Genomic DNA, 15,832 nt, shown 5'->3' with positions numbered 1-15,832 from the left:
CACAGGCTGAACACGAGGCATCCCGGAGGGGGGATCCGATCCCATGCTGTTCCTCGTCGCCGCACTCATGCTGCTCGGCGTCGCGCTGGGCACCGTCGCCCACGTGCCGCTGACCGTCACCGGCCTGCTGGCCGCCGTCATCGCCGTCTGGCTAGGCGTCTTCGCACTGCGCGAGCGCCACGCCCGCCGCCGGCGCACCTCGGTCGACTGACCGCGGGAGCGCACCCCGGCCGACCCGACCGCAGGACAGGAAAGGACCTCAGGAGCTGAGCATCATGCATCTCATCGCACCGGCCACCGGCCGCACCGACCTCCGTCCCCGCACCCGCGACGCCGACGGCATGGCCGTCGCGTCCTTCATCCTCGGCCTCCTCGGCCTGCTCGTCCTCAACCTCTTCCTCGGCCCGATCGCCATCGTGCTCGCCGTGGTCGCCCTCTGGCGCGACACGACGCGCCCGGGCCGCGCCTTCCTGGGCCTGACCCTGGGCATCGCCGACCTGGTGGTCCTGGTGACGGCGATGGAGCTGTCGGGGACGGTCTCCTGGAGCCTGTGACGGAGCCGCCCCCGGGCGCGGCCCGGGCGAGGGCCCCGGGCCGACGGCACCCGCATGCGGCCGAGGTCCGGCCGCGGGGGAGCCGTAGAATCACCTCACCATGGCTTACCTCGACCACGCCGCGACCACCCCGATGCTCCCGGAGGCGGCAGAGGCGCTCACCGCCCAGCTGAGCATCACGGGCAACGCCTCCTCCCTCCACGCGTCCGGTCGGCAGGCCCGTCGTACGGTCGAGGAATCCCGCGAGACCCTCGCGGAGGCACTGGGCGCCCGCCCCAGCGAGGTCGTCTTCACCTCGGGCGGCACCGAGGCCGACAACCTGGCCGTCAAGGGCCTGTACTGGTCCCGTCACGACGCCGAACCGGCCCGCACCCGCGTCCTGTCCAGCCCCGTCGAGCACCACGCCGTGCTGGACGCCGTGCACTGGCTCGGCGAACACGAGGGCGCCACCGTGGAGTACCTCCCCGTCGACTCCTACGGCCGGGTCCACCCCGAGGCGCTGCGCGAGGCCATCGCCCGCAACCCCGACGACGTCGCCCTGGCCACCGTGATGTGGGCCAACAACGAGATCGGCACGGTCATGCCGGTCCGTGAACTCGCCGATGCCGCCGCCGAGTTCGGAGTACCGCTGCACGCCGACGCGGTCCAGGCGTTCGGCCAGGTGCCGGTCGGCTTCGAGGCCTCGGGCCTGGCGGCGATGACGGTGTCGGGCCACAAGATCGGCGGCCCGTACGGCATCGGCGCCCTCATCCTCGGCCGCGAGTACACCCCCGTCCCGGTCCTGCACGGCGGCGGCCAGGAGCGGCACGTGCGCTCCGGCACGCTCGACGTCCCGGCCGTGGCCTCCTTCGCCGTCGCCGGCCGGCTCGCGGACGAGCAGCGCGAGTGGTTCGCGCGCGAGATCGGAGCCCTGCGCGACCAGCTGGTCGACGCCGTGCGCGGCGCCGTACCGGACGCGATCCTCGGCGGCGACCCGGCTCCCGGCGGCCGGCTCCCGGCCAACGCCCACTTCACCTTCCCCGGCTGCGAGGGCGACTCCCTGCTGCTCCTGCTGGACGCCCAGGGCATCGAGTGCTCCACCGGCTCCGCCTGCACCGCGGGCGTCGCCCAGCCCAGCCATGTCCTCCTCGCCACCGGCACCGACCCGGACCTGGCCCGCGGCACCCTGCGCTTCTCCCTCGGCCACACCTCGACGGAGGCGGACGTCGAGGCGGTGGCGAAGGCCATCGGCCCCGCGGTGGAACGGGCCCGGGCGGCGGGCCTGACGTAGCGTCCGCCGGACGCCGGACGCCGACGCCGGTCGGCCGTCAGGCGGTCGTGGAGGCGGCCGGGGCGGTCCGGGTGCCGCGCCCGGTCAGCCGGACCGCCGTACCAGCCGCAGATACCGGTCCCAGTCCCAGTGCGGCCCCGGATCCGTGTGGTCGGTCCCCGGCACCTCCACGTGCCCGATGACGTGCTCGCGGTCCACCGGTATGCCGTACCGCCCGCATATCGCCGCCGTCAGCCGCGCCGAGGAGGCGTACATCGCGTCGGTGAAGGAGTCGGCCTTCTCCACGAAGCCCTCGTGCTCGATGCCGACACTGCGCTCGTTGTACTCCCGGTTGCCCGCGTGGAAGGCGACGTCCAGCTCCCGGATCAGCTGGGTGACCCGGCCGTCCCCGCGCACGATGTAGTGCGCCGCCGCCCCGTGCGCCGGGTCCTGGAAGACCTTGACCGCCGACGCGTAGCCGCCCTGCGTGACATGGATGACGACCCGGTCGACCGGATAGTCGGCCGGCCGGTCCGCCCGCCGGTAGTTCGCCGGCGAGGCCGCCACCCAGCGCGCGCCCCGGAAGTCCACCACGCCCGCCACCCGCGGCTTGTCCACCCCCGGCAGCCGCCACCACAGACGGGACAGCTCCTCGCGGGCCAGCACGGCCGTGCCCAGCGCGGCCGCGGCCCCGCCGACGAGCAGGGCCCGCCGCCCCAGCCGCCGGTCGCCGTCCTTCGCCGTCACCTCTGTCGTCGCCCCCATGTGATCGTCAACGGATATCCGTCGGACCAGGTTCCCGCACCCCCGTACCCTGGAAGGGCTATGACTGACACCCCGCAGCGCCCCCGCCCCCTCCGCGTCCTCGCCGCCATGTCCGGCGGAGTCGACTCCGCCGTCGCCGCCGCGCGTGCCGCGGAAGCAGGCCACGACGTCACCGGCGTCCACCTCGCGCTCTCCGCGAACCCGCAGTCCTTCCGTACCGGCGCGCGGGGTTGTTGCACCATCGAGGACTCGCGCGACGCCCGCCGCGCGGCCGACGTCATCGGCATCCCGTTCTACGTCTGGGACCTCGCCGACCGTTTCCGCGAGGACGTCGTCGAGGACTTCATCGCCGAGTACGAGGCCGGCCGCACCCCGAACCCGTGCCTGCGCTGCAACGAGAAGATCAAGTTCGCCGCGCTGCTGGACAAGGCGCTGGCCCTCGGCTTCGACGCCGTCTGCACCGGCCACTACGCCCAGGTGATCGTGAACGAGGACGGCTCCCGCGAGCTGCACCGCGCCTCAGACATGGCCAAGGACCAGTCGTACGTCCTCGGCGTGCTGGACGAGAAGCAGCTCGCGCACGCGATGTTCCCGCTCGGCGACACGGTCACCACCAAGGAGGAGATCCGCGCGGAGGCCGAGCGCCGGGGCCTGGCCGTCGCCAAGAAGCCCGACTCGCACGACATCTGCTTCATCGCCGACGGCGACACCCAGGGCTTCCTGGCCAAGCGGCTCGGCAAGGCCGAGGGCGACATCGTGGACGAGTCCGGCGCCAGGCTGGGCACGCACGACGGCGCGTACGGCTTCACCATCGGCCAGCGCAAGGGGCTCCGGATCGGCACCCCGGCCCCGGACGGCAAGCCCCGCTACGTCCTCGACATCTCCCCGGTCTCCAACACGGTCACCGTCGGCCCCGCCGCCGCCCTGGACGTCACCGCCCTCACCGCGATCAAGCCCCGCTGGTGCGGCAGCGCCCCCACCGGCCCCGGCACCTACACCGCCCAGCTGCGCGCCCACGGCGGCGAGACCGAGGTGACCGCCGAGCCGGTCGACGGCGAGCTGCGCGTGGCCTTCACCGAGCCGGTCCGCGGGGTCGCCCCCGGCCAGGCGATCGTGCTGTACGACGGCACGCGCGTGGTGGGCTCGGCGACGATCGCGTCCACCACGCGCGCGACGGCGGCGGTCTGACCCGGCGCGGGTCGCCTCACCCCGCGAAGAACTCCGCCAGCACCGGCCCCAGCACGTCCGGTTCCACCATGTGGGTCTGGCCCTCCAGGACCCGGTGCGTGCCCTGGGGCACGGTGTCCGCGACCTCCCGGGACGCCGTGCGCATCCACTCGGGGCTCGCGCCGCCCGCGACCGAGAGCACGGGCACGGCGATCCCGGCGAGCAGGTCCCGGGGGAGCAGTCCGTCGCCCATGACCGCGTCGTCGTACGCGAGACTCGGCGCGACGGCCTCCATGCCGGCCCACATCGGGGACTGACGGGCGCCCCGGATCATCTCCTCGCCCAGGCCCGTCAGGCGCAGGAACAGCTCCACCGCGTCCCCGCGCCGGCCCTCCCCGAGCGCCTTGCCCAGCTGCTCCTTGTAGGCGGCCTCCCGCGCGGCACCGCCCTCCAGATGGTCGGCGTACGGCACCTCGTACACCGCGGCCCGGCGCACCGGCAGCCCGCTCGCCGCCGCGTGCAGGACCAGCGCGCCGCCCGAGGAGACCCCGAACAGCGCCGCGTCGCCGCCGACCGCGTCGATCAGCGCGGCCAGGTCCTCGACCTCACGGGCGACCGCGTACGGCGCCGTGTCGCCGCTCTCGCCGCGGCCCCGGCGGTCGTGGACGACGGCCGTGCAGCGGTCCGCGAGGCGCTGCGCCAGGGGAGCCACGGTGCCGCCGGTGGACATCGCGCCGCTCACCAGGATCACCGTGGGCCCCTGGCCGGTCACCGTGTACGCGAGGGAGGTGCCGTCACGGGAAGTCGTCTTCTTGTCCATGCCCGTGCAGACTGCCGCACGGCACAGCACTCATCGGTCACGACACGTCGGGTTCGTAGAAGCAGTAGTGGTCCTTGATCTCGGCCACGCCGGGCTTCGGATCCGGGTAGGCCCAGACGAGGTCGGGCGCGTCCGGCAGCGACCAGTAGGACGCCGTTCCCTTGAAGGGGCAGACCGTGTGCGTGTCGGAGGGCGTCAGCAGATCGAGGCGCACGTCCTCGGCCGGGATGTAGTACCGCACCGGACAGCCGGTCTCGCGCAGCTGAAGGGGGCGGTCGGTCTCCGCGAGCACCTGGCCGCCGTGCACCACGCGCACGTGCCGCTCGCTCTTGTCGATCGTGATCGTGTGTCCTTGGCTCATACCGGATCAGCACCCGGGGAGCCGCGCTTCTTCCCGGCCGGAGGGGGGACCGTACGGTAGAGACCATGAACATCTGCGTCTTCCTGTCCGCCGCCGACCTCGACGAGCGTTACACGCGCCCCGCGCGCGAGTTCGCGGAACTGATCGGCAAGGCCGGCCACACCCTGGTCTGGGGCGGTTCCGACAGCGGTCTGATGAAGGTGGTCGCCGACGGTGTGCAGGAGGCGGGCGGCAGGCTGCTGGGCGTCTCCGTGGAGTTCCTCGCGAACAAGGCGCGGCCCGGCGCCGACGAGATGGTCATCGCGGCCGACCTCGCCGAACGCAAGAAGCTGCTGCTGGAGAAGGCGGACGCCGTGGTGATCATGGTCGGCGGCACCGGCACGCTGGACGAGGCCACCGAGATCCTGGAGCTGAAGAAGCACGGCCGCACCGAGAAGCCGGTCGTGCTGCTGAACACGGCGGGCTTCTACGACGGCCTGCGCGAGCAGTTCCGCCGCATGGAGGCCGAGGGCTTCCTGCCCCGCCCGCTGGCCGAGCTGGTCTTCTTCGCGGACGAGCCGGCCGGGGCGCTGGCCCACCTCGAGGAGCAGACCGCCGCGCATTGATGCGAGCATGGCGGTCATGGCTACTCATGTGATCACCGGGGCCGGTTCCGGCATCGGCGCGGCCGTGGCCCGCCGGCTGCACGCGCGCGGGGACGAACTCGTGCTGCACGCGCGCGACGCGGGCCGCGCGAAGGAGCTGGCCGCCGGGTTCCCCGGCGCGCGCACCCTGGTCGGCGACCTCGCCGACCCGGACAAGCTGTCCTGGGCGTTCTCCCACCAGAGCCTCCCGGACCGGGTGGACTCCCTGCTGCACATCGCCGGGGTCGTGGACCTCGGCGACGTCGGCGACCTGACCCCGAAGTCCTGGCGCCACCAGCTGAACGTCAACCTGATCGCCCCCGCCGAGCTGACCCGGCACTTCCTGCCGCAGCTCCGGGCGGCCCGTGGCCATGTGGTCTTCGTCAACTCCGGCTCCGGCCTCAACGCCCACGCCGGCTGGTCCGCGTACGCCGCCTCCAAGCACGGCCTGAAGGCCCTCGCCGACTCCCTGCGCCAGGAGGAGCACGCGGCCGGCATCCGCGTCACCTCGGTCTACCCCGGCCGCACCGCCAGCCCCATGCAGGCCAAGGTGCACCAGCAGGAGGGCAAGGAGTACGACGCGTCGAAGTGGATCGACCCCGAGTCGGTCGCCACGACGATCCTGATGGCCCTGGACCTGCCGGCGGACGCGGAGGTCAACGACCTGACGGTACGGCCGGGGCGCTGACCCGGCCGAGAGGTTCCGTAGGCTTCCCCGGTGAGCGAAAACAGCCAGTTCAGGTTCGCCGGGGCCACCGGGGTCGGGTCGCTGCCCGGCGGTGACGCCCGTGAGGCCGCCAAGACCGCCACCGGGTCCTTCGAGGACTTCCCCTTCCTCCCGGAGCTGCCCGCGCGCGGACCCGGCGCCGACATGATCGGCCGCACCGCCGGGATGCTGGTCGAGCTGTACGCGCGCGTGGAGCCCAGCGGATGGCGCATCGGGGACCGGCCGGGCCGGGACACCAAGCGGGCGCGGTCCTGGCTGGGCGAGGACCTGGACGCCCTGGAGGAGTTCACCCAGGGCTACGAGGGCGACCTGAAGGTGCAGGCCGTCGGGCCCTGGACGCTGGCCTCCGCCCTGGAGCTGCGCAACGGCGAGGCCGCCCTGTCGGACCCCGGCGCGTGCCGGGACCTCGCCGCCTCGCTCGTCGAGGGACTGCGGCTGCACCTGGCCGAGGTGCGGCGCCGCGTCCCGGGCGCCCGGCTCGTCCTGCAGCTCGACGAGCCCTCCCTCACCGCCGTCCTGCGCGGCCAGGTCCGCACCGCCAGCGGCTACCGCACACACCGCGCCGTGGACCGGCAGCTCGTGGAGTCGACGCTGCGGGACGTCGTCGCGGCCCACGGCGACGGACCCGTCGTCGTCCACTCCTGCGCCCCCGACGTGCCGTTCGCCCTGCTGCGGCGGGCCGGAGCGGCAGCCGTCTCCTTCGACTTCACGCTGCTCACCGAGCGTGACGACGACGCGATCGGCGAGGCCGTCGAGGCCGGCACGCGGCTGTTCACCGGTGTCGTGCCGGGCACGGACGGCCCATTGTCGGACCCTGCCGGTAGCGTCAGGGGTGTCAGGACGCTGTGGCGCAGGCTGGGGCTGCATCCGGGGCTGCTCGCGGACGCGGTCACGGTGACCCCGGCGTGCGGTCTGGCGGGCGCTTCCCCCGGCTACACACGCCAGGCGCTCGCCCACTGCGCCCGGGCGGCGAGATCTCTCGCGGACAACCCTGAGTAACGGGAGGACAACACGGTGGCCGGCGACAAGCAGCAGGCGGAGACGGCAGTGCCCGCCGAGGCACGTGACAGGCACGCGCAGCTCGCTGAGCAGATCGAGGAGCACCGCTTCCGGTACTACGTGAAGGACGCTCCGGTCATCAGCGACGCCGAGTTCGACAAGCTCCTGAAGACTCTGGAGGCCCTGGAGGAGGAGCATCCGGAGCTGCGCACCCCGGACTCGCCCACCCAGAAGGTCGCGGGGTCGTACGCGACGGAGTTCACGGCGGTCGAGCACCGCCAGCGCATGCTGTCGCTCGACAACACCTTCAACGACGACGACCTGGCCGCCTGGGCCGACCGCATCGCCAGGGAACTGGGCGACCAGAAGTACCACTTCCTGTGCGAGCTGAAGGTGGACGGCCTGGCGGTCAACCTCACCTACGAGCACGGCCGCCTCACCCGCGCGGCCACCCGCGGCGACGGCCGCACCGGCGAGGACATCACGCCGAACGTCCGCACGATCGCGGAGATCCCGGACCGCCTCCAGGGCGACGAGGTCCCGGACCTGGTGGAGATCCGCGGCGAGGTCTACTTCCCGATGGAGAGGTTCCTCGAACTGAACGAACGCCTGGTCGCGGCCGGCGACAAGCCCTTCGCCAACCCGCGCAACGCCGCCGCCGGTTCGCTGCGCCAGAAGGACCCGAGGGTCACCGCCACCCGTCCGCTGCACATGGTCGTCCACGGCATCGGCGCCCTGGAGGGCTACACGGGGATGACCCGCCTCTCCCAGGCGTACGACCTGCTCAAGACCTGGGGCCTGCCCACCTCCCGGCACAACCGCGTGGTCGACGACCTCGACGGCGTACGGAAGTTCATCGCGTACTACGGCGAGAACCGGCACTCGGTCGAGCACGAGATCGACGGTGTCGTGGTCAAGCTGGACGAGATCCGCCTCCAGGGGCGGCTCGGCTCCACCGCGCGGGCTCCCCGCTGGGCGATCGCCTACAAGTACGCGCCGGAGGAGGTCAACACCAAGCTCGTCGACATCAAGGTGGGCGTCGGCCGCACGGGCCGCGTCACTCCGTACGCCCAGGTCGAACCGGTCACGGTCGCGGGCAGCGAGGTGGAGTTCGCCACCCTGCACAACCAGGAGGTCGTCAAGGCCAAGGGCGTGCTCATCGGCGACACGGTGGTCATCCGCAAGGCCGGTGACGTCATCCCGGAGATCCTCGGCCCGGTGGTCGACCTGCGGGACGACGACGCCGTGCGGGAGTTCGTGATGCCGGGCGAGTGCCCCGAGTGCGGCACGGCGCTGCGGCCCATGAAGGAGGGCGACATCGACCTCCGCTGCCCCAACGCCCGCACGTGCCCGGCCCAGTTGCGGGAGCGTGTCTCGTACCTGGCGGGCCGCGAGTGCCTGGACATCGAGCACTTCGGCGCCGTGGCCGCCGCCGCGCTCACCCGTCCGCTGGAGCCGGCCGAGCCGCCGCTGGTGGACGAGGGCGACCTGTTCGACCTGACGGTGGAGAAGCTGCTGCCGATCAAGGCGTATGTCCTCGACCCCGACAGCGGCCTGCCCAAGCGCGACCCCAAGACCGGTGAGGAGAAGGTCGTCACGGTCTTCGCCAACCAGAAGGGTGAGCCGAAGAAGAACACCCTCGCCCTGCTGGCGAACATCGAGGAGGCCAAGACCCGTCCGCTCGCCCGCTTCCTGAACGGGCTGTCCATCCGCCACGTGGGACCGGTGGCCGCGCAGGCCCTCGCCCGCGAGTTCCGCTCCGTCGACCGCATCGAACAGGCCACCGAGGAGGAGCTGGCGGCCACCGGCGGCGTCGGCCCGATCATCGCCGCCGCGCTCAAGGAGTGGTTCGCCGAGGACTGGCACCGCGAGATCATCCGCAAGTGGAAGGCCGCGGGAGTCCCGCTGGAGGAGGAGGCGACCGGCGCGGACGAGGGGCCGCGTCCGCTGGAGGGGCTGACCGTCGTCGTCACCGGCACGCTGGAGAACTTCACCCGGGACGGCGCCAAGGAGGCACTGGAGGGACAGGGCGCGAAGGTGACCGGTTCGGTGTCGAAGAAGACCTCGTTCGTCGTCGTGGGTGACAACCCGGGATCGAAGTACGACAAGGCCATGCAGCTGAAGGTGCCCGTTCTGAACGAGGACGGTTTCGGCGTCCTTTTGGAGCAGGGCCCCGAAGCGGCGGCCGAAGTCGCGCTTCCGACCGGGGAGTAGCGGTTGAAGGCCACCCGATCGGCGCATATCAGTTGCATACGGGTGGCCCGGGCGCATTCGGGCAACCGTCGGAGACCGCTGCCCGTGGAAGCCTTCCGCGGCCTACTGTTGAGGTGTGCGCCTGCCGTGCCCAGCTGCGGCTGGGGCATCTCCGTGCCCTCCAGTGGCCCGGGGAGGGTTTCTTCGACGCGGAGCCACTGATGGTTGTCGGGCATCGGGCCGCGTGGCGTGGGCACCGCCGGCTGTGAGAGGGACGGGAATGGAACCGACCGAGAGCGTCGCCCCGGACTCACGGCTGCGCCTGCGCCGCCGCGCGGGCGCGTGGCGCGGGTACCGGTGGACCGGGCGGGCCGACGGGCGCCGGGGCGGGCAGACGCGCTCCGCCGGTCCGGGCGCCGCCGCCGAGACCCCGACCGCCCTGCCACCGGCCGTCGCGACCGGCCCCGGACTCACCGACGGCACCGACACCGACCGGCACCTGTCCTGGCCGGCGCCGCCCGCGGTCGTCGTCGCCGCGGCGGGATTCGTCCTGGGCGCCGGCTTCTACCGCGCCTACGCCGGCCACCACGCCCTCTTCCCCGGTGGCACGGTCGGCTGGGCGCTGGCCATGCTCACCGGCGTCATCGTCGGCCACCTCGTGATGCTGGGCCGCGCCCGCTGGTGGGGCGGCACCGGATCGGGCGCCGCCCTCACCCTCGCCGCCCTGCTGCTGTACGGCTGGGTGCCGGCCGGCCTGGTCAGCCTCACCGTCGTCGTCCTGGTCGGCATCGCCCGCCGGCACCACTGGCGCCAGGGCGTGCTGCACGGCGCGGTGGACATCCTCGGCATCGCCGTCGGGGCCCTGCTGCTCGGCGCGTTCGGCCGGGTCCCGAGCGTGGAGGAGCCCTGGCGGCCCGACAGCTGGACCGTCGCCACCGTCCCCGAGGTCGTCCTGGTCGCGGTCGCCTATCTCGCCGTCAGCCGCGGCCTGCTGTGGTATCTGCACGCCCCGCCCGGCGGCGTGCCCACCGTCGCTCGCACCGCCCTGGTCAGGCAGGGACTGGTCGCCGTCGCCCTGCTCGGTATCGCGCCCCTGCTGTGCGTCGTCGCCGACGCCCAGCCGGTGCTGCTCCCGCTGTTCGCGATCCCGCTCATCGCCCTGGACTCCACGCTGTGGATGGCCCGCGCCCGCGCCGAGGAACAGCTGCGCGACCCGCTGACCGGGCTGCCCAACCGGCAGTGGCTGCTGGAGCGGATCTGGACCGCCCTGGACGACGCCGAACGCATCGGAGCCCGCTCCGCGCTCATGCTGATCGACCTCGACCGTTTCCGGTCGGTGAACGACACGCTCGGCCATCTGGCCGGCGACCGGCTGCTGCTCCAGATAGCCGACCGGCTGCGGCTCGCCCTGCCGCGCGGCGCCGAGGCCGCCCGGCTCGGCGGTGACGAGTTCGCCGTCTTACTCCCCGTCGCCGACTCCACCACGTCGGCCACCCGTGTCGCCCGCGGCCTCGTCGCCGCCCTCAGCTCCCCGCTCGACCTGGACGGGCTCACCCTCGTCCTGGAGGCCAGCGCCGGCGTCGCCGTCTTCCCCGACCACGCGCTGGACGCCGAAGGGCTGCTGCGCCGCGCCGACGTCGCGATGTACCAGGCGAAGAGGGACCGCACGGGCGTCGAGGTGTACGAGTCCAAGCGGGACTCCAACACCCCGGACCGCCTCGGCCTGCTGGGCGACCTGCGCCGTGCCCTGGACGCGCACGAGGTGCAACTCCACTACCAGCCCAAGGTCCGCTTCGACGGTCAGGTCGCCGGCCTGGAGGCGCTGGTGCGCTGGGTGCATCCCGAGCGCGGGAAGGTTCCTCCTGACGAGTTCATAGCGATAGCCGAGTCCTCCGGGCTGATGCCCCACCTCACCGAGTACGTGCTGGAGACGGCCCTCGGCCAGGTCGCCCGGTGGCGCGCGCAGGGCCTGCGGGTGCCGGTCGCCGTCAACGTCTCCCCGCGTGACGTCCACACGCCCGGCTTCGCCGGCTCCGTCGCCGCGCGGCTGGCCCGGCACGGCGTTCCCGCCGGGGCGCTCCAGCTGGAGATAACGGAACACGTGCTGCTGGAGGATCCGCAGCGGGCCGCCGACACCCTCGCCGGGCTCACCGGGCACGGCGTGAAGATGTCCCTGGACGACTTCGGCACCGGGTACTCGTCCCTGGTGAATCTGCGGCGGCTGCCCGTCAGCGAGCTGAAGATCGACCGTTCCTTCGTGGCCCGGCTGGCCGTCGACGCCGAGGACGCCGAGATCGTGCGCTGCACCGTCGACCTGGCCCATTCGCTGGGCCTGCTCGTCGTGGCCGAGGGCGTGGAGGACGACGAGACCTGGGAGCGGCTGCGGGACCTGGGCTGTGACGCGGTCCAGGGGTGGCTGGTCGCCGCGGCGATGCCTCCCGAGGAGGCGACCGCATGGCTGCTGGCGCGAGGCTCCCGCGGGTGGCAGCGTCCGCCCGCCGCGCTGCCCGCCGCCGAGTAGCTCTCCCGGCCGCCCGGTCGTTCGCCCGCCCGCTGCCCGCTGCCCGCTGCCCGCTGCCCGCTGCCCGCTGCCCGCTGCCCGCCGCCCGCCGCCCGCCCCGCCCGATCGCCCGGGCGGTGTCCTCCGGGGTGCTCAGCCGCCCGTGAAGTGGCCGATCAGCAGAGCCAGACGTGTCTCGTGCGCAGACTCCGGCAGCCGTCCGCTCCGCATCAGCGTCGCCAGGCCGTGCAGCGCCGCCCAGAACGTCTCCGTGAGCAGGCCCGGGTCCTCGCCCCCGGACGCGATCGGCTCCACGACGGCCAGCAGCTGGCCGAACGCCTCGCGCAGCGGTGCCGGCGCCTCCTCCGTGGCGAACGGCAGGGGCACCAGATGCGTGAACATCGCGTCGTAGAGGGCGGGCCTGCGCCGAGCGAAGGACGTGTACGTCCCCGCCACCGCCGCCAGCTCCTCCCGTACACCCGGGGCCGCCGCGCGGGCCTGCCGCAGCTCCACCGCCAGGTCGGCGCAGCCCTGCACCGCGACCGCCGCCATGATCGCCTCCTTGCCCTTGAAGTGGCTGTAGAGGACCGGCTGGCTGTACTCGATCTCGGCGGCCAGTCTCCGCGTCGTCACCGCCGCCCAGCCCTCGGTCTCCGCCAGTTCCCGTGCGGCCGTGACGATCAGCCGCTCGCGTTTAGCTCGTTCGCGCTCCCGGCGCGTCTGGATCGACATGACAAAGATTCTAGCGTCGCTAGCCAATCTGTCGACGCTCTGCTAGCTTCGCTCCTGTCCCTAGCGTTGCTAGCGAGGAGAGAGACATGACCGTCACCGCGTACATCCTGGCCGTCCTGCTCGACCTGTTCTGCGTGTTCCTCGGCTACCGGTTCCGGTTCCAGCCCGGCCCCGCCGCGGCCGGCTACGGCGTCCCGGCCGACCCGCGCGGAGACGCCCGCGCCTACCTGTCGGTCAAGGGCCTCCGGGACGGCACCTTCGGTGTCATGGGGCTCGCCCTGCTCGCCTTCGCGGGAGCCCGGGCCGAGGCCTGGTTCATGGTCTGCGTGGCACTGGTGCCGCTCTTCGACACTCTGATAGTCCTGCGGAACGGCGGCGCGAAAGCCGTCGCCTTCGGGATCCACTTCGCCACCGCGATCGTTGTGCTGATCAGCGCCGGACTGCTCTTCGCGGTCTGACGACACCTGTTAGGGGGAATCCACCATGTCGCTGTTCGTGCCCCGGTTCGACGAGACCGTACTGGTCCGGGACGCCGAGGCCGAGGTCCTCGGCGGTGCTCCGGTCGGAGTCAGGCTGCTGGCCGACAGCAGCGCCAGCGGCGGCGCGCTGTCCACCGTGCGGGTCACCCTCGCCGAGGGTGCCGACGGCGCCCGCCCGCACGTCCACCACAACTCGGCCGAGATGTTCTTCCTGCTCGACGGCGAGGCCGAGGTCCTCTCCGGCGACGACATCGTCACCGCCGCGCGCGGCGACCTGATCATCGTCCCGCCGGACCGGCCGCACGCCTTCGCCGCCGCGCCCGGCAGCACCGCCGACCTGCTCATCGTCATCGCCCCGGGCGTCGAGCGCTTCGAGTACTTCCGCCACCTCCAGCGCATCCGCCTCGGCGAGGCCACCCCGGAGAGCCTGCTGGAGGTCCAGGAGCTGTACGACAACCACTTCCTGAAGAGCGAGACGTGGGACGGCCGCCACCGGTGAGCCGCCCGTGAACCACGGGTGAGGACGGTGCCCGGGGAAACCGTTTCACGGGCACCGGGCCCCGCCCCATAGGATTGGGCCCAAACCACACACACTCACCCCAGAGGATCGCTGCATGCCGAGCATCACGCGCGAGGAGGTCGCCCACCTCGCCCGGCTGGCGCGTCTGGAGCTGAAGCCCGAAGAACTCGATCACTTCGCAGGCCAGCTGGACGACATCATCGGCGCGGTCGCCCGCGTCAGCGAGGTCGCCGACCAAGACGTACCGCCGACCTCGCACCCGCTGCCCCTGACGAACGTCATGCGGCCGGACGAGGTCCGTCCCTCGCTCACCCCCGAGCAGGCGCTCTCCGGCGCCCCCGCCCAGGAGCAGCAGCGTTTCAAGGTGCCGCAGATCCTGGGGGAGGAGTGACCGCCATGACGGACAGCAACATCATCAAGCTCACGGCCGCACAGATCGCCGAGAGGATCGCCTCCGGCGAGCTCACCGCGGTCCAGGTCACCGAGGCCCACCTCGCCCGCATCGAGGCCGTCGACGAGAAGGTGCACGCCTTCCTGCACGTCGACCGCGAGGGCGCCCTCGCCCAGGCCCGTGCCGTGGACGAGAAGCGGGCCCGCGGCGAGAAGCTCGGCCCGCTGGCCGGCGTCCCGCTCGCGCTCAAGGACATCTTCACCACCGAGGGCGTGCCCACGACCGTCGGTTCGAAGATCCTCGAGGGCTGGATCCCGCCGTACGACGCGACGCTCACCAAGCGGCTGAAGGCCGCCGACGTCGTCATCCTCGGCAAGACCAACATGGACGAGTTCGCCATGGGGTCCTCCACCGAGAACAGCGCCTACGGCCCGACCGGAAACCCCTGGGACCTCACCAAGATCCCCGGCGGCTCCGGCGGCGGCTCCTCCGCCGCGCTCGCCTCCTACGAGGCCCCGCTCGCCATCGGCACCGACACCGGCGGCTCCATCCGCCAGCCGGCCTCCGTCACCGGCACGGTCGGCGTGAAGCCGACGTACGGCGCGGTGTCCCGCTACGGCATGGTCGCCTTCTCCTCCTCCCTCGACCAGGGCGGCCCCTGCGCCCGCACGGTCCTGGACGCGGCCCTGCTGCACGAGGTGATCGCCGGGCACGACCCGCTGGACTCCACCTCCATCGACGCCCCGGTCCCGCCGGTCGTCGAGGCCGCCCGCAACGGCTCCGTCGCCGGCATGCGGGTCGGCGTGGTCAAGCAGTTCCGCGGCGAGGGCTACCAGGCCGGTGTCATCCAGCGCTTCGACGAGTCGGTCGAGCTGCTCAAGGAGCTGGGCGCCGAGATCGTCGAACTGGACTGCCCGTCCTTCGACCTCGCCCTGTCGGCGTACTACCTGATCGCGCCGTCCGAGTGCTCCTCCAACCTCGCCCGCTTCGACGGCCTGCGCTACGGCCGCCGTACGGGTGACGACGGCGCCCACTCGGCCGAGGAGGTCACCTCCCTCACCCGTGAGGCGGGCTTCGGCCCCGAGGTGAAGCGCCGCATCATGCTCGGCACGTACGCCCTCAGCTCCGGCTACTACGACGCGTACTACGGCTCCGCGCAGAAGGTCCGCACGCTGATCAAGCAGGACTTCGACAAGGCGTTCGAGCAGGTCGACGTGATCGTCTCCCCGACGACCCCGACCACCGCCTTCGCGATCGGCGAGCGCGCCGACGACCCGATGGCGATGTACCTCGCGGACCTGTGCACCATCCCGACCAACCTGGCGGGCAACGCGGCCATGTCCCTCCCCTGCGGTCTCGCCCCGGAGGACAACCTCCCGGTCGGTCTGCAGATCATCGCCCCGGTGATGAAGGACGACCGGCTGTACAAGGTGGGCGCCGCCGTCGAGGCCGCCTTCGTGGAAAAGTGGGGCCACCCGCTGCTGGAGGAGGCACCGTCGCTGTGAGCGCACTGACCAAGGCCAAGGGCTTCAAGAAGTCCAAGTCCGGTACGTACCTGTCCATGGCCGCCACCGCGTTCGGCGCGTTCGGCGCCGTGAAGCAGATCAAGAAGGCCCGCGCCGATAACGACACGCTGCGGCTCGTCGACGCCGTCGTCACCGCCGCCGGCATCGCCACCGGCCTCGCCATCCTCTACCGCGAGCTGAAGCGGCTGGGCGACGACGACGTCCTGCTGGGCTGAGAGGGAAGTTT

At 72.6% G+C, this 15,832-nt stretch carries 18 protein-coding genes; 14 read left to right on the top strand and 4 right to left on the bottom strand.

Features of this window, described 5'->3' with window-relative positions:
- The first annotated feature begins 43 nt into the window (after positions 1–43).
- The 3 genes from FHS34_RS28610 to FHS34_RS28600 all read left to right on the top strand — a co-directional run bounded on the left by FHS34_RS28610 (position 44) and on the right by FHS34_RS28600 (position 1,824).
- Positions 44–211, top strand: a complete 168-nt coding sequence (locus FHS34_RS28610) for a hypothetical protein (RefSeq protein ID WP_184970596.1) — start codon at positions 44–46, stop codon at positions 209–211.
- A gap of 64 nt (positions 212–275) precedes the next feature.
- Entirely contained in the window at positions 276–554 is a 279-nt protein-coding gene (locus tag FHS34_RS28605; protein ID WP_184970594.1) for a DUF4190 domain-containing protein, read from the top strand.
- Between the two features lie 100 nt (positions 555–654).
- Positions 655–1,824, top strand: coding sequence for a cysteine desulfurase family protein (locus FHS34_RS28600; RefSeq protein ID WP_184970592.1), 1,170 nt, complete (start codon positions 655–657; stop codon positions 1,822–1,824).
- An 84-nt stretch (positions 1,825–1,908) separates the two neighbouring features.
- On the opposite strand, the gene FHS34_RS28595 is transcribed toward FHS34_RS28600, so the two are convergent.
- Entirely contained in the window at positions 1,909–2,568 is a 660-nt protein-coding gene (locus FHS34_RS28595) for an N-acetylmuramoyl-L-alanine amidase (protein WP_184970590.1), read from the bottom strand.
- Between the two features lie 60 nt (positions 2,569–2,628).
- On the opposite strand from FHS34_RS28595, the gene mnmA reads away from it, so the two are divergent.
- Positions 2,629–3,756, top strand: coding sequence for a tRNA 2-thiouridine(34) synthase MnmA (mnmA, locus tag FHS34_RS28590; protein ID WP_184970588.1), 1,128 nt, complete (start codon positions 2,629–2,631; stop codon positions 3,754–3,756).
- A 16-nt stretch (positions 3,757–3,772) separates the two neighbouring features.
- Here mnmA and FHS34_RS28585 read toward each other — a convergent pair whose 3' ends face one another.
- The gene (locus FHS34_RS28585; protein ID WP_184970586.1) at positions 3,773–4,555 is read right to left on the bottom strand and encodes an alpha/beta fold hydrolase; all 783 of its coding nucleotides are present in this window, start codon (positions 4,553–4,555) and stop codon (positions 3,773–3,775) included.
- Positions 4,556–4,592: 37 nt separating this feature from the next.
- Entirely contained in the window at positions 4,593–4,916 is a 324-nt protein-coding gene (locus FHS34_RS28580; protein ID WP_184970584.1) for a DUF427 domain-containing protein, read from the bottom strand.
- A gap of 65 nt (positions 4,917–4,981) precedes the next feature.
- Between FHS34_RS28580 and FHS34_RS28575 the strand changes: the two genes are divergently transcribed.
- The 5 genes from FHS34_RS28575 to FHS34_RS28555 all read left to right on the top strand — a co-directional run bounded on the left by FHS34_RS28575 (position 4,982) and on the right by FHS34_RS28555 (position 11,979).
- On the top strand, positions 4,982–5,521 hold the full coding sequence (locus FHS34_RS28575; protein ID WP_184970582.1) for an LOG family protein: 540 nt from the start codon (positions 4,982–4,984) through the stop codon (positions 5,519–5,521).
- A 7-nt stretch (positions 5,522–5,528) separates the two neighbouring features.
- Positions 5,529–6,227, top strand: a complete 699-nt coding sequence (locus tag FHS34_RS28570) for an SDR family oxidoreductase (RefSeq protein ID WP_184970580.1) — start codon at positions 5,529–5,531, stop codon at positions 6,225–6,227.
- A gap of 30 nt (positions 6,228–6,257) precedes the next feature.
- A complete protein-coding gene (locus FHS34_RS28565) occupies positions 6,258–7,265 on the top strand; it encodes a methionine synthase (protein WP_184970578.1) in 1,008 nt (335 codons plus the stop codon).
- Between the two features lie 15 nt (positions 7,266–7,280).
- The gene (ligA, locus tag FHS34_RS28560) at positions 7,281–9,479 is read left to right on the top strand and encodes an NAD-dependent DNA ligase LigA (protein ID WP_184970575.1); all 2,199 of its coding nucleotides are present in this window, start codon (positions 7,281–7,283) and stop codon (positions 9,477–9,479) included.
- A gap of 259 nt (positions 9,480–9,738) precedes the next feature.
- Complete coding sequence (locus FHS34_RS28555; RefSeq protein WP_184970573.1) at positions 9,739–11,979, top strand: putative bifunctional diguanylate cyclase/phosphodiesterase; 2,241 nt, start codon at positions 9,739–9,741, stop codon at positions 11,977–11,979.
- A gap of 132 nt (positions 11,980–12,111) precedes the next feature.
- Here FHS34_RS28555 and FHS34_RS28550 read toward each other — a convergent pair whose 3' ends face one another.
- Positions 12,112–12,690: a TetR/AcrR family transcriptional regulator gene (locus FHS34_RS28550; RefSeq protein WP_184970571.1), complete on the bottom strand. Its 579-nt coding sequence runs from the start codon at positions 12,688–12,690 to the stop codon at positions 12,112–12,114.
- An 86-nt stretch (positions 12,691–12,776) separates the two neighbouring features.
- Here FHS34_RS28550 and FHS34_RS28545 point away from each other — a divergent pair, with 86 nt between their 5' ends.
- The 5 genes from FHS34_RS28545 to FHS34_RS28525 all read left to right on the top strand — a co-directional run bounded on the left by FHS34_RS28545 (position 12,777) and on the right by FHS34_RS28525 (position 15,821).
- Positions 12,777–13,148 (top strand): DUF4267 domain-containing protein, encoded by a 372-nt coding sequence (locus tag FHS34_RS28545; protein WP_184970569.1) that lies wholly within the window; start codon positions 12,777–12,779, stop codon positions 13,146–13,148.
- 25 nt (positions 13,149–13,173) lie between these two features.
- Entirely contained in the window at positions 13,174–13,668 is a 495-nt protein-coding gene (locus FHS34_RS28540) for a cupin domain-containing protein (RefSeq protein WP_184970567.1), read from the top strand.
- 115 nt (positions 13,669–13,783) lie between these two features.
- Positions 13,784–14,080, top strand: a complete 297-nt coding sequence (gatC, locus tag FHS34_RS28535) for an Asp-tRNA(Asn)/Glu-tRNA(Gln) amidotransferase subunit GatC (protein ID WP_184970566.1) — start codon at positions 13,784–13,786, stop codon at positions 14,078–14,080.
- Between the two features lie 5 nt (positions 14,081–14,085).
- Positions 14,086–15,585: an Asp-tRNA(Asn)/Glu-tRNA(Gln) amidotransferase subunit GatA gene (gene gatA, locus FHS34_RS28530; protein ID WP_184970564.1), complete on the top strand. Its 1,500-nt coding sequence runs from the start codon at positions 14,086–14,088 to the stop codon at positions 15,583–15,585.
- Positions 15,582–15,821 carry a hypothetical protein gene (locus FHS34_RS28525; RefSeq protein ID WP_184970562.1) on the top strand — a complete coding sequence of 80 codons (240 nt, stop codon included), beginning with the start codon at positions 15,582–15,584 and terminating at the stop codon, positions 15,819–15,821. Before gatA ends, FHS34_RS28525 begins: the two co-directional genes overlap by 4 nt.
- Positions 15,822–15,832: the final 11 nt, after the last annotated feature.

Source organism: Streptomyces echinatus (genome assembly GCF_014203595.1).
GTDB classification, from domain to species: domain Bacteria; phylum Actinomycetota; class Actinomycetes; order Streptomycetales; family Streptomycetaceae; genus Streptomyces; species Streptomyces echinatus.
This window is presented reverse-complemented; position numbering and strand designations above follow the sequence as displayed.